Origin of the sequence: Paenibacillus psychroresistens (assembly GCF_009728935.1) — a bacterium.
GTDB lineage: Bacteria > Bacillota > Bacilli > Paenibacillales > NBRC-103111 > Paenibacillus_AC > Paenibacillus_AC psychroresistens.
Genome location: NZ_CP034235.1, coordinates 549627 through 565152, shown reverse-complemented (window position 1 = coordinate 565152; position 15526 = coordinate 549627). Strand labels below are relative to the sequence as shown.

General features: G+C 45.6%; 3 protein-coding genes. All 3 read right to left on the bottom strand.

Annotated features, from left to right (window positions below; genetic code table 11):
- Positions 1-624 precede the first annotated feature (624 nt).
- Positions 625-12273 carry an SGBP N-terminal domain-containing protein gene (locus tag EHS13_RS36345; RefSeq protein ID WP_193571473.1) on the bottom strand — a complete coding sequence of 3883 codons (11649 nt, stop codon included), beginning with the start codon at positions 12271-12273 and terminating at the stop codon, positions 625-627.
- A gap of 142 nt (positions 12274-12415) precedes the next feature.
- On the bottom strand, positions 12416-12808 hold the full coding sequence (locus tag EHS13_RS02790) for a LytR/AlgR family response regulator transcription factor (protein WP_155698904.1): 393 nt from the start codon (positions 12806-12808) through the stop codon (positions 12416-12418).
- 257 nt (positions 12809-13065) lie between these two features.
- A complete protein-coding gene (locus EHS13_RS02785; protein ID WP_155698903.1) occupies positions 13066-15525 on the bottom strand; it encodes a DUF1533 domain-containing protein in 2460 nt (819 codons plus the stop codon).
- Position 15526: the final 1 nt, after the last annotated feature.

Genomic DNA, 15526 nt, shown 5'->3' with positions numbered 1-15526 from the left:
TGTATCTATCTATAACCCGTTCTGGACAGTTAAATTTATTTTAAGAATACAGCTAAACTTTGCTTTATCGCCAAAAAAGACATCAATCAATCAGCAAAAGCTATCCATTCAATATTGGTACGTTTGTATAATTCACTACATAAAAAAAGCTGATCCACAGGTCTTTTCAGACTCTGTAAATCAGCTTTTTTTATTATTACGGTTGAACCCGGCTTTTTAGAGTATTCTAAGCCTAATAATTGTGCTTAGGATAGAGCTCAAGCCGCAAAAATGCTTGTTAGCACAATTTTTATGCTTATCCTTAAAAATCTCTTGATAAATCAGGATATTTCTTCAATATTAGCATGATTATTGTGCTTAGGACTCAAAATGCCAGTTGAGTTGACTCTATTAGCATAATGTTTATGCTAAAAGATAAATTTGTATGGTTGCAGAAAATGCTAGCATTAAAACACTTGAATAGTTGCTTTCATCCACAGGATGACTTTCTCAACAAACTGAAGAGCACCTCGCAGGGTGCTCTTCTACATTTCTTATAATCTTTACAGCTGATAAAAAAAGGATTATCCCTCAAGGGGTTCGTTAGACCACTTGCAGAATAACCCTAAAATTTACACCTGTATATTAAATCAGTTCAGACTTCTGTAGAAGCCTCTGCATGATGGCTGCGACTTCCGCTCTCGAGATATATGCTTTTGGCGCAAGCTGTGTGCCGTTTCTGCCGGCAACGATTCCTGCCTGCAAGCAGTCGGCAATACTCTTCTTCGCCCACTCCGATGCGTTGCTCGCATCCGTAAATGGACTCAGCAGCTCATCTGCTGCTTTGGCTTGAAGGCTCGCCCCAAGACCGGTTGTTTTCATCGCTTTAGCGATGATCGTCATCGCCTGCTCTCGCGTGATCTTGTCCATCGGGTGGAAGCTGCCGTCTTCAAAACCGCTGATCAGGCTGTACGCATAGGCGGTCTGAACTGCGCTGCTGTACCAATCCGTAGTCTTCACGTCCGCAAATGGACTTGAACCGTTCTCCAGCTTCAGCCCCAATCCCCGCACCATGATCGCTGCAAACTCCGCACGCGTAATATCTTGATCAGGATTGAACATGTCATTGCCAATGCCGCTGATGACCATCCGCGAGCCCATGTCGTTTACTGCATCCTTCGCCCAGTGCTGCGTGACATCTTTAAACTCCAAAGGATGCCATACAATGGAATACAAACTATTCGTCAAGCTGTTCACTTTCGCGTAGTGCTTACCGTCAATAATAACGATCTTAGTTGGCACATGGCGAACACTTCCGTCCGAATCAATAACAACTCCTGTTGTGATTTTATTCGGGTCTACACCGTCTGGAATCGCAATCGTTCTTTCTACGTAAGCGTTAAACTTGGACACTTCAATCGTTGTATCTCCATTAGTAGCCTTTACCGTAAAGTTGAGCGGCGAGACGACAAGGGTGAACTCACCTTTAGCTGCCGAGCTTTCCACGAGCTTCATCGTGTCCGCTGTCGGTTTGGAAATTTCGATCTGTATCTTAATATCCTGAAGCTGTACACTTGTGCCAAACTGCTCCGAAAGCGCACTAATGTTGATCTGCTGAGCTGGAAGCGTATAGGTCGCATTCTCCGTTTTGATTTCAACGACCGCCTGCTTTTGTTCCATGTTTTTGACCATCTGGCCGTCAAGCACTCCGATTACGACATCGGATTTCGTATTCACTGGAATCGTAATTAAGGCATGTTGGCCTTCCGCAGCGAGCTTCTCCTCCAGCTTTTTCGAATCGAGTACAACGGTGGTTACCGTTTGCCCATTCACTTTGGTTGTTGTTGCCTTGCCTGCGTTCTCCACTTTGCCGTTGACCAGCACTTCAACCTCGCTGTTTGATGTGTTCGCTGGATCAGGTGTCGGAGTTGCAGGCTGTGTCGGTGTATTGTCTCCGTTGTTGCCGCCACTTGGTGGCGAATCTGACGTCGTATCACTGACTATAATCGTTAACGTCTGCGTCGAACCTCCGCTAAAAGTGATTGTCAAGGTGATAGTTCCCACCGGTTGCACAGCAAGGTAACCTTTCTTAATCGTTATCACGTTGGCTGATACAGTGTAATCGATGCCTGACACCAGCAGTGTTCCATCGTTGGCGATGCCGCTTAATGTATTTCCGTTCAGCATCATCCTTGTTGTTAGGTCCGCTTGCGTGGAGATTTTCTTGTCAAAGCTTCCCGTCGTCGGGCTGATCGCGCTATTCAGTTGTGTCGTAAAGATCATTGTGACCACATATCCCTGCGTACTGTTGTCCGCCGCTTTCACCGTATAAGTCACAGGGCTTGCAAAATTATGCGCAACTCCGGTGTTAGGCGATAGGCTTGCTCCTGTATGCGTAATCGTCGGCACCAATGCACCGACATTGGTTCCGTAAGGTACGGTAAGAGCTATCGTTTTAGCTCCCTCGTTTACTACACCTGTGACTGCTGGCGTTAATCCGTTGAATTTGAATGCTGTGATCGCCTTTGCAGTATTTGTAGCTACAGTCACTGTGACCACATATCCCTGCGTACTGTTGTCCGTCGCTTTCACCGTATAAGTCACGGGGCTTGTAAAATTATGCGCTACTCCTGTGTTGGGTGATAGGCTTGCTCCTGTATACGTAATCGTCGGCACTAACGCTTTGACGTCGGTTCCGTAAGGTACGGTAAGAGCTATCGTTTTAGCTTCCTCGTTCACTTCACCCGTAACTGCTGATGTTAATCCGTTGATGTTAAATGCTGTGATCGCCTTTCCAGGCGTATATGCCGTTCGGATTGCATATGTCTTCGATTCAACGCCATCCTGCGATTCTACCTTTATCAGCGCTGTATTGTCTCCAGAATATAATTGGATCGATGCACTGCCAGACTCATTGACCTTTACTCCGTTCACACTGACCAACATGGCGGGATCTACAGGGATAGCCTTGATATTCAAAATAGAGCTAGAGGATCTTCCCGATTTTGAGCTGTAGCTGAGCTGCCATGGAGAGAATTCTTTATTCAGTCCATCTCCCTCAATCGACAAGGATTTCAGATTCAACACGGTTGTAACGGCTGTTTGTTTAAATACATCAATCGTGTAAGTCTTTGTTCCCCCGTTTTCCGCGATAACGCTAACCCTAAATGTATTCAGACCTTGGACAAGAACCAATGGAATACCAACTGACGCATTAACATGCGATTCATTGACGTACACGGTCGATGTCACATCAACAACTGCCGCATGAAGTGTCACTGTATTCACATCCGGAGTAACTGTTGTTTGGTAATAATCAACCTCTGGATCAAACACACTTGGCGTTAGCACCTGCTCCGCAATGGATAATTGGCTCAACTCGGCTATAGAATTTGCTGCCCGTGTTACCGTAATGGTGTACGTTCTTGAAAGCGCCGGGTCACGGTCTTCAACCGCTAACTTGGATTCATCCAGAGAAATCACTTGAATGGTGAGGATATTATCACCTACATTCAAAGGAATCTTAGCCGATGCTTGTCCATCTAGCACTGAAACCCCATTTACTTCCAGTAACGAATCCGCTACTTCACTAGTCGGAATGATGCTGATCTGCGTTACGTTATTAGCTGCAATCACACTATATGTTTCTTTTAGGCTGCTGAAGGTTGAGCTAAGCTCTGGCTTTGGAGCAACTTCATTCAATTCGTTATCAAACCCATTTATCGTCATATTGCTTAACGCAGCCAAGCTCGAAGTAGGCTGCAGTGCCAATGTATACGTCTTGCTGTTGCTACCTTTAGATACAACAACTGTAATCAGGGACGATGCGGAAGATAATTCGATCAAAGCTGAATAGTTCTCATCCGTCGGAATGCCATTAATCGTTACTGCAGCATCCGGCTCCACAGGCACTGCCGTAACAAGCACTTCTTTCGTACTTGCATCCATTGCCGCACTATATGTCTGAACATTAGGATCGAAGGAGGGAGACAGCTCTCCCTCGTCCATCGTCAGTGCTGCAAGATCGGCTGGATCTCCCGGTTCACCTATTTCGCCTTGGTAAATTCTCATTGGCAGCTTCGTCTTAAATCCAAGCTCATTCTCAGCAACAAGCAATAAGTTCAGCTCACCATCTTCCGGAAAAAGGGTAACATAAGCGAATCTTCCGTACTGGTCAACCGGAACTAACCTATCATTGATGGTCAAGCGAACGCCTAGCTCCGATGTACCCGTCAGCTTAACGCTGCTGCCATCCATGACTTGGCCATAAACAGCATTGTTCACTGACAAGTAAGGCGCTGTTCGATTGATATATAGCAACTGTTCATTGCTGCTCTTATCACCGCGCGCATTCACAGATTTCACCTCAAGGGTATAATCGCGTTCGGTCAGATTCGCAAGTAAAAACGATGCTGGTGTCGTTGTGGTCGCATGTGCGACGTCAACAGATTTTCCATTAACGAACAGCTCTATATCAGCATCCTGATCACTTGTGATGTTTACAGCCACTTGACTAGCTGAGCTTAAAGTAATCTTCTCTTCCAGCGCCTCCTGCTCCTCGGCTGTCAGACCTTCAAGATCTTCAGGCGTGTATAGATAATCCACTCTAGGAGCACCGTATACATTCAGTCCAACAGTCATCTTCGCTGGAACAGGTACTGGCAAATCGACTTTAATGTCTGCAGTGGGATCGCTCACTAGTAGAGCTGTTTCTGTCTTACTGATCGCCTTCTCACTGAACGCCATCACACTTAAATAATACGAAACTCCCGGTATCAGATCAGCAATAATCGCCTGCTGCTGCTCTTGCGCGGCAGGAACGAGTTCCACTGAACTGCCGCCGTTATCCATGCCCTCACGTGAATCAGTTGCAAAAACACGGTAGGAAGTCACGTCCTGCCAATTCGTATCCTTAAAGGCAAGCTCTATGACACCATTCCCTGTAGATACAACCGTTACATCTTGAGGCTGGGCCAACTTACGCATGGCTGTAACTTCGATGGGCTGATCCAGCACTTTGAATATCGGTCCGAAGCTTTCACTGTCAGCAACCAAGACGATATAGTATTGCTTAGCTAGAAGTCCTTCAGGAAGCGTAATCGTCCTTACACCGGATGCAGGCAAGTCAATCGCTAGCTCTTCACCTAATCTTTTATCGGGACTATCCGTCAATATAACACGAACCTTGGTATCTTCCTTCGCGTTTGCCACATTCCAGCTAAGCTCAAATCGGTTAAGCCCAGGCACCTTGCTCGCTTGGAATAGATCCACTTCAGGCATTGGAGCAAGCTTGTACAGGTTCACACTAACGGACCCAATAGAAACAATTTGCCATTCACCCGTTTGATCAGCAGCTATATTTACAGTTACCTTTATTGAGTTATCCTCCAAATTGAGGATCGCATTGCATTCAGGATTGCTCTCATCGGTAATGATAGATACTGTTGTACCATCCGGAGCTATAAGTTGAGTGGTCTCATTGCCTCCCGCAATATCAAACAAGAATGTTCCTTTCTCGTTCATATCCAGAAATGAGGTATACTCAGCCTGATTATCATTTAATTCCGCCATGGTGATCGCTGAATCATAAACTAGCATCGATATAGATGTATAATCCTCTGATCTCACAATCCATGTGCCTTCAACATCTACATTTATCAACACAGACAGGATCTCTGTTACTTCATCATACTTGGCATTCCAGCTGGGATCGTTTGAATCCAGCACAAGCTCGTATTCTGTACCATCTGATCGGAACAGCTTCGTGGCTGGCGTTGCATAACTAATCTCCGTCCACACTTGCTCTCCCATGGATTTGCTGAAATTAATAGGTGTACTCATTTCAGACGCTTTCTTCCACGCCTCCAGCTTAGACATCGAAGCCTTCGCATTTACAGTGTACAAGCTCACTTGCGCATCCTCGCCTGCATCCACCAACCAAGTGCCGGTCTGGGCAACATCCGCCACAATATTTAACGTATCGGAATCTTCCTCTACGAACGTATTCCAGGCTGGACTAGCTGCATCTGTTTCCGAAGCATAGACATGTCCATCCGGTTTGATCAGCACACTACCTACCTTGCCATTCTCAATCTCGATCAGCTTCATGCCAGCTTTATTGAAATCAAGCGGAACGAATAAAGTGTAGTCAGCAGAAGCCAGCTTTTTTGTTAGTTCAACTATGCTGATATTCGGATTGCGGAACATCGATTTATGAATCTCCATGCCCATCGTATCGTTTGAGATAAATTTCCAAGTGCCAATTTGATCAAAGTCAACCTCCACAGTAAGCGTGTGACTAGTCACATTGTAATCAGCATTTGCAGCTTTAGATGCTGAAGCCTCATAACGAAGCTCATATTCGACTCCATCCGGCTGGATGATTCGTGTATCTGCCGATGCATGATTCAATATCACCAAGCCTGAATATGCAGCGCTGATCTCGATCGAATGTGTAACTTGGCTTGCTTTATTCTGAGCATAAGCAGTCACATCTTGAAGCTTGGTAGCTGTCGGAACATCATAAAGCTCCGCATGCAAATCAAAGGTAGAAACTACTTTCCAATCTCCCGTACTTCCAGCTGGAAGCTGAACAAAGATTCTTCCGTTTGCTTCATCATAATAGCTCGCTTGCCAATTCCATACGTCTCCATTAGGATCATACAGCTTAATTCCATCCAGATTCTGCTGAGCCTCCGTTGATTTGGCATGATCCACGATTAGTAGCTTGGCTGATGCACTTTTCACGTGCAATGTCGTTTCTCCTTTAACCGCATCCACCGTGTCGTTGTTTGCAGTTGGCTGCAAGCCTAATTTCTCCACCGTTACAACGGGATTGGTTTCCGTTACAAGCGTCGTCGCATAACCAGGAATGAGCTTGCCTCTTGCGGTCGGCTGCATATTAATTTGGTTAAATAGCTTTCCGCCAATGATTTCATTCTGATTGATTCCCTGGTTTACGGAGAGCATCATCACCCGCCCTTTGCTATTCACAGAGGCAAGATCACTGAAAAAATCATCAATATCTCCACCAAGCTTTTCAAAACCTTTTTTTATTTTGCCTGTTGCTTTTACAATACCTTTTTTTACTAACTTTTCAATAGCCTTCAAGTCAAAATTAAATTTCACTTTTTTATCTTTAAACTTATACAACAGCGTAAACGGGACCATAGCCAATGAGAGGCCCGCTTTAAATCTCTCTTTGTTAAAGTCTATCTCAGCAGTGCCCAATGTTTTGCTACCAATAAATGGCACTTCATTCGGAACTTTTACTTTGGCATCGACATGTCCGGCAATACCGTCTTCAGTGCCCTTCATACTCAAATCCCCGACTATTATGTCTTTATCTGCTACATCCACAATACCTTCCAGTTCAATACCGGGCTTGTGTGTAACTGTTTCCTTACCTTTTTTCTTCTCCGTAATTTTTTTGGTATATAGCCCGAGAATAAGATCCGCTATCTTGATATTATAGAATTTCGCTTCCCCTGTACCTTCGATGTGGTCATTGTATAGCGTTAAGTCTATATCCTCTATGTTGATCATGTTTTTACCATTAATTACTGGCGACGTAAAATCGGAAAGACTCGTAAGCGCATGGTACACAATCGGTGGATTCGTTAAATGTTCTGCTTGACCTCCAAACGATGTGAATTGCATATTCGTCTCAGGAATTTTGACCTCCGCATATATCACAAATTTCATCATGTCCAGCTTTTTATTCTTAATCGTGAAATCCGTGTCAAAGCCAAGCTGAGTCTTTCTGAGCAGAACTTCTGCACCAAATCTGTATTCTTTAATTTTGGTGTCCAAGCCAAATCTTACCTCTGCGTTCTCAAAGGGACCGTTCTTGAAATCCCCTGTTAGTGCAAAGTTTCCGGCTATATCCACTTTCTTTCCTTTAAAATCAAGAGCAGGGACATCCCCTGTCCCTTTAATTGTTGTGGCACCTGCACCAAACACAATATCCATGGTGCCAGACACACGGATCCCACCTGGTATAAAGGTAAAAGATCTGATTTCAATCGGTAAATTTGGCACATCGATCCCTAGAAAGTTAGCCTTATCTGCCACACCATGAACCAGATCCGTCATGGCAAACTTGAAGTTGCTCGCACTGAATTCAAACTCGCCTTCACGAATCGTTATATTGGCATATATCTTTTTCTTTTTCTTGGTTATTTTATCTGTTTCTGTTCCTTTTTCCATCTTTACATATAATCTGCCATTACCTGAAATCGTTTCTTTGTTAGGGTTTGATTTATCTACTGTAAGGAAAGGCCCCTTGAAATACAGATTGTCATTGATATTCACAACTTGGTCTGTATATTCTAAGGTATATATAGATTCATCAGGGTCCTCCTTAACAAAATGTCCTTCAAGGAAAATTTTCTCAACTTGGCCTTTTTTACTTTTATTAGGATTATTAATATTAACCTTGTAATAAATGTTGGTTATCGTCACAGCTCCATAGAATATTTGGGTAGCGTCAAAAGACGCATGTTTAATATATAAATTATAGCTGCCGAAAGGCAGATTAGACGGTAATACAAGCGTAAGCTGATTAGGTTTATCCGACTTATATTTAATGCCATTAGCCAAGAATGGATATTGGACGCTATCTTCGTCCTCCAGATACATGGTAAACTCCTCAGGCGAATCTGCATTGAAGCCTTTGCCTGTTAATTGAAGCTCATGTGAATCTTGCGCATTAATAATGGAAGGACCCACCTTCCCATATACCACATCCGTTGTAAAATGGCTTTCGTCCCCATAGTGGGTTCCGTACAAGTTCTTAGCATACGCCCGATAATAGTAGCGCGTATTCGGCTTTAAACCACTTAAATTCACGCTAAACGATCCCATAGTTCCTGCAGCAGCCTTCAAAGTCGTCGGGTGGGGACTCGTGGAGTAGGCAATGCCGCTTTCTGTGATCACAGCTCCGCCATCGTCCGTCACTTCCCCGCTCACAGTCGCTCCGCTGCTTGTGATGCTTGTTGCTGTATCTGTCGTCAGCGTTGGCATACTAATGTTAGGCGTAGCGCTTGCTTCATTAGAACTGACAATGTCGCCATCATCGTTGCTCGCTACCACGACGAAGTAATACGTCGTTTCGTTCGTCAAGCCCAACACTGTATAAGTTGCGGTGCTCACCGTCGTTGTTGCATCATAAAGGCCGGGCTCGGTTCCTTGTGATATCTTGTAATTCGTCGCACCCGTTACGCTGTTCCAGCTTAACTCTACCTTGCCGTCTCCCGCCAATGCCGTTAGTGCTGGCTCAGCCGAGGTTGTAAAATTCACTTCATCTCCGTAGCTGGTTCCGACAATATTCGTTGCATACGCACGAACATAATATATCTGACTTATTGCTAGACCTGTTATTATCGATGAATACGATCCTGTTGTTCCAGCAGTAGTGACAATGGTATCATTTATCGTCGGGTTGGGACTCGTAGAATATACAACGCCGCGTACCGTAATGGCAGTATTTCCATCTGACGTTACATTTCCACCAACTGTAGCCCCACTGGCTGTGATTTCTTGGATATCCGTATCCGTTGTCACTGTTGGTGCAACCGGCTCATTTCCAGTAGATAAATTCAACAGATTCGCCGCGGACACTATCACGCCATCCACACTCAAACGGATGGTTTGCATCGCCGCTTTGTTCAGCTTCAAGTTCGCCGTGGCTGCACCATTCACAAACTCAACGTTAATCGCATTCGGCGATTCGCTCAGGTTAATTCCATTAAAGCTGCCGTAAGAGCCATCACCTGCTAGCTCATACCCTGATATCGTTACGAGATGCCCTCCCGTAAACGACGTATCTATATTCCGCTGCGAATCCTTCACGGTCAGCGTGATCGCATTGTCCCCCCCGACCGTCGGGGTCAGCGAAGCCGCAGATGCGGTAACGGTATAGGCAAGCTCTAGTACTGCAGTCGGCGTCGCGCTGTTTGACTCGACGGAAGCTGCTGAATTACCTGCGCTGTTCGTTGCCGTTACCGTGAATGTATAAGGCACGTCGAATTCCAATCCTGTCACTGCAAGCGGACTGCTTGTACCGGTTGCTGTAAAGCCACCAGGGCTCGATGTAACCGTATAACCTGTGATGGGACTTCCACCGTTATTCGCTGAAGCTGTGAAGCTGACTATCGCTTGTCGGTCCCCCGCTGCTGCCGTTACTCCCGTTGGCGCATCAGGTACTTTTGCTGGCATAGCGCTTGCTTCAAGAGAATTCGTACTGTCGCCTGCCGTGTTGCTGGCTTTCACGACGAAGTAGTACCTCGTGCCGTTAGTCAGGATTGTTGCCGTGTGCGTTGTTCCGCTGCTCACCGTCGCTAGCGGCGTTGCGTTATACGAACCGGTCGCGGTTCCCATGTAAACCTTATAGCTAGTCGCACCTGGTACACTGCTCCAGCTTAATGTCACCTGCCTGTCTTCCGCCGTTGCCGTTACTCCCGATGGCGCCTCTAGGTTTGTTTGTAATATGGTTCCACCTACCCCAACCGCCACATACTTGCCGTTGCCGTAGGCGATTCCATTAAGATCATTCCCAGTGTCGCTCGTTCGCTTAGCCCAACTCGTTCCATTACTGGAAGTCAACATCCTTCCAGCTTGCCCAACCGCCACATATATACCGTTGTTGTAGGTGATTCCTTTAAGATTATTCGTAATGCCGCTAGTTACGCTCGTCCAAGTCGTTCCGTCTAGGGAGGTCCTAATCGTTCCGGCATCTCCCACCGCCACATACTTGCCGATGCCGTTGACGTCGCCGTAGGCTACGCCATTAAGAGCACTCGTAGTACCGCTCGCTTTGCTCGTCCAGGTATTTCCGTTAGTTGAGGCCACTATTGTTCCACCAGCCCCTACCGCCACATACGTGCCGGTGGTGTTGACAATTCCGTAGGTGATTCCATTAAGAGCGCTCGTAGTGCTGCTCGTTTTGCTCGCCCAGGTTGTTCCGTCATTGGAGATCAATAATTTCCCAGCATCTCCTACCGCTATAAACGTATCAGTGTGGGTAAAGGTAACTGTGCCGTAGGCGACTCCATTAAGAGCAGTCGTAATGTTGCTCGTTTTGTTCGCCCAGGTCGTTCCGTTAGATGAGGATTTAATCGTTCCTCCAACCCCCACGGCCACATACGTGCCGGTGCCGTTGATGGCACCATAAGAAACTCCCTTAAACTCATTAGATCCACTCGTTTGGCTTGTCCAGGTCCCTCCGTCAGATGAGCTTGCAAGTGTTCCATTCAACCCCACCGCCATATACTTGCCGTTGACATAAATGACGCTATTAAGCGTATTTATATTGCCTTTAGTTCGAAGCGTCCAACTCGATCCGTTGCTTGAGCTCAATATCGTTCCAGCATCCCCAACCGCCACATACGTGCTATTGCCTTTGGTCACGGCATTAAGAGAATACACAGTGCCGCTCGTTCGGTTCGTCGGAGTCCACGCCCGTTTCGTTCCAACGAACTCCCAGGTCGCGGTCGATATTGTTCCACCTGCGCCCACCGCCACACGTATTTCAGATCCATACGGGTCCCCATAGATGCTATTAAGGTGCTTCGTAGTGCCGCTGTTTACGCTATACCATTTAGAACCTGTGTAATTCTCATTGATCAATACCGTTCCATCATTCCCTACTACTACCAAACCATCGTCGCCGACGGTAATGATGTCATTAAGAGATTTCGTAGTGCCGCTCGTTTGGCTCGTCCAGGTCACTCCTTCATCACTGGAGAAAACAATCTTTCCACCTGACCCCACTGCGTAAAACCCGTAGCTGGAGGCGATATCATTAAGATCATTCGTAGTTTTGCTGTCTCGGCTCGTCCAAATAACTCCGTTTGGGGAAGTTAATATCTTCCCACCTGCCCCCACTACTGCAATGTTGCTGCCGCTGTTGACTACACCATTAAGAGAATTTGTAGTTTTGCTATCTCGGCTCGTCCAAGTAACTCCGTTTGGGGAAGTTAATATTGTTCCACTTTGCCCAACCACCACAAACTGTTGGTGGGAGTTATCGAAGAAGATGCCATTAAGAGAATTCGTAGTGCCGCTCGTTTGGCTCGTCCAGGTCGATCCGTCAGGGGAGGTAGCAATAAAACCATTGTACCCCACTGTCACAAACTTGCTGACGCCGAAGGCGACACCATTCAACTTATTAGCTGTAGGCAACGGATTCCGCATATTCCATTTGTCTAAAGCATGGGCTGCAGCATAAGATGGAATGCTCCCTGCCAAAAGCACAAATACCATTAATAAAGCTATTAATTTTCTAATTCTCATCGTTCACAACACCTTTTCTGCTATTTTTACTAATCCATTATCTATTTCTTTTTTAACAAAATATCCTATATTCCGATATTATTCATCCTAACTTATCGCTCTGATCAATTTCTAACCCCTTTTTATTCCAAAATTGTAATTTTTATGAGCATCGCTCTTCTTGATTCCTTAATCTGCGTTTCAACAACAAGCGTTCGATTGTCTTATTCAGCCTATGTAACGTTGGGGGCTTCAACAAATAATCGCTGACTTTCAGTTCGAAAGCTTCGATTGCATATTGATTATGAGCCGTAAGAAACACGATTTCTGTTTCTGGATTAACCATTCGTAAGTATGCTGCGGCTGCAATACCATTCATCCCAGGCATCTTAATATCGAGAAATATGACATCAACCATTTCCACTTGAATCCTATCTATCGCTTCTTCGGGGCGAGTAAACTTCCCAGCTATCTCTATATTCCCATTAACCATAAGCAGTCTTTCCAACAGATCCAATACCGGTACTTCGTCATCCACTAGAAACACACGCAACATATTTACATCACCTCACAGAAATTTGCCTGGTTACTTTTATATAAAAAAAAATGGAATGATGGGACTACGTCCTGTCATTCCACTCTTAACTAGCTGTGTTTTCAGGAAACGCCTATCACGATAAAATATTCCAAACTGCGTCATAATTCAGCCTAACATACCGTTCTGATCAAATTCTAACCCGGTTTTTTATCCAAAAAAACAGCTTACGCCATAGATATATCCTAGGTGTAAGCTGCCAAACCTTTTACTGCTTGTTATTTCGTAAAACTTATAGGATCACCGAAGGCGATTGCAGCTGCAACCGAAACGCCTGTGCGAAGGGTGAAAGTTACGCCGTCACCTGTATCGACAATTGTCGGCATTGTTATTGTAAAGGTCGTCACTCCATTCGCATCGGTCAGCCCCCCTGCCTTAGTACCTCTCACAGTTGCTCCGTAGGGAATGATGCCTATCATATATTTCTCTGCTTTGGTTCTCGTCAAATTAGTGACGTTTATATCCGCATAAACCTGTTTGCCTGCTACCAGGTTTCTGTATTTATCCTTCACGATGACCGTCGCTGTAGCTGGTTGTCCCTCTGTCAGCGTTCCACTCAATGTATAGGTTGATTCTGCCGCAGCTGCCGCACCTGCATTAATCACCTGGGTAACCTGCGCATCATTATAAGCGCTGGATTTCACCACGATGGTATGTGAACCTGCCGCTTGAATCACTCCCGCCTTAATCGTCAGCCGACCAACTGTGATTTTATAATCAGTCTCTTTAATTAATGCGGTTCCATTATAGGTTATTGAAGTCACACTGTTCACTAAAAACCCGGCCTTGTCATTAAACGTGATGATGGTATCGTGATCAACGTCAGCTTTCGTAGCGGCTATCAGCGTCACAGCTGCAATTAGTGGTACCTGAAGATCGACTGATTTCTCGTTTTCTTCCAGATCTACCGCTGTAACGCTAATTGTTTTGCTCGGCTGTGGGGTCCTCAGTATGATCGTGAACTTACCCGACTTATCCGTTATCGCCGTGCCGATCGTCGTTGTCCCGACACGTGCTGTGACCGTCGAACCAGCTGGCGCTGCACCTGTTATTTTCTTATCCCCACCGCTCATCGCATTGAGAGTAAGCGAAACTGAACCCACAACTAACTGCTGCTGCACAAGCGGTTCGCTAAGCTGACCCGCGAACGCATTTAAGTTCTTAAATGCAAAATTTTTCGTCGTTGTCCCGTTCGTTGTGTATACGAGAACGTTATATTTCCCAGTCGGAACATAAGCCTTTATCTTCCCATCACTGCCCGTTTTCACAAGCGGCCACACTCTGGTGCCTTGCGAAATTTTTACCACTGCATCCTGTGCAGGATGGCCGTCCGAATCAACAACAGTTAGGTGCACAGCCCCTGCTTTTGAGTCGTTAGCTTCCAAGAAGGCTGCTGGCTTCAAATCTACGGTAACCGTTGCGTATCGTGTGTAAACGGAATTACCAGTATTATAATAGGTGCTGATTGTCACCGTTCCTCTGGATGCGCCGGTTACGACGCCATTAGCATCAACAGAAGCAATCGTTGAGTTTGAGGAAGCAAAGGTTACACCGTTCGCCGAAATGATGCTGGAACTGTTGTCGTTGTAATTAGATCTAACAATGGTCGTATGTGTACCACCTATACCGAGTGAATACTTTGTCGCATCGAGCGAGATTGGGCTGGATATTGTTGGCGCTGTGGTTGGCGCTGTGGTTGGCGCTGTAGTTGGTGCTGTTGTTGCCGTTGGTGACGTTGGTGTTGGCGTTGGTGACGATGAAGTTGTTGGTATCGGCGTTGGGGTCGATGTGATTATTTCTCCAGCAAAACTCGCAATTACAAACGCATGATTTCCGAAACCGACCTTCATCAAGCTACTCGTAGTTTTGCTGGTCGGACTGCTCCAAGTCACCCCGTCGCTAGAAGTCAGAATTGTTCCTGCTTCTCCCACAGCCACAAAGGTATTATCTCCGAAGCTAATACCTGAGAGATTTTTAGTGGTTCCTACCTCGGATTGAATAACCCAGTTCGAACCATTGCTCGAGGTCAATATGGTACCACTAGCTCCTACCGCCATATAAATTCCGTTGCCATAGCTAACATCCTGTAGATGTTGAGTCGTGCTGCTGCTTTTAATGCTCCAGCTCGTACCATTGTTCGAGGTCAATAGGGTACCGCTATTTCCCACTGCTACAAATATCCCATTTAAGAAAACAACATTATTGAGAATTAGCTCGATACCACTGGATTGAAGGATCCAGTCAGTACCATTAACCGAAGTCATTATTTTGCCAGAGCCACCCACTGCTACAAAGGTTCCGTTACCATAAGCAATACCGTAAAGAAGGTCCGGTGTACCGGTATGAATGCTCCAGCTTGTACCATTGCTCGAGGTCAATAGTGTATTGCTACCTCCTAGCACCACATAGGTTCCATTGCCATAAGCAACACTACTAAGCAGATTTGAAGTACCGCTGTTTTGACTGCTCCAATTCGTACCATCGCTCGAGGTCGTTATTAATCCTTTAAATCCCACTGCTACAAAAGTTCCGTTATCGTAGGTTACATCTATAAAAAGATTCGAGGTTCCGATGGTTTGACCACTCCAGGACGAACCAATTGAATTAGCAAAACTATTAGCTGGGCCTATGACTACCAATATGAATACCATCCAAAAAGCAATTAAACGTTTAATCATT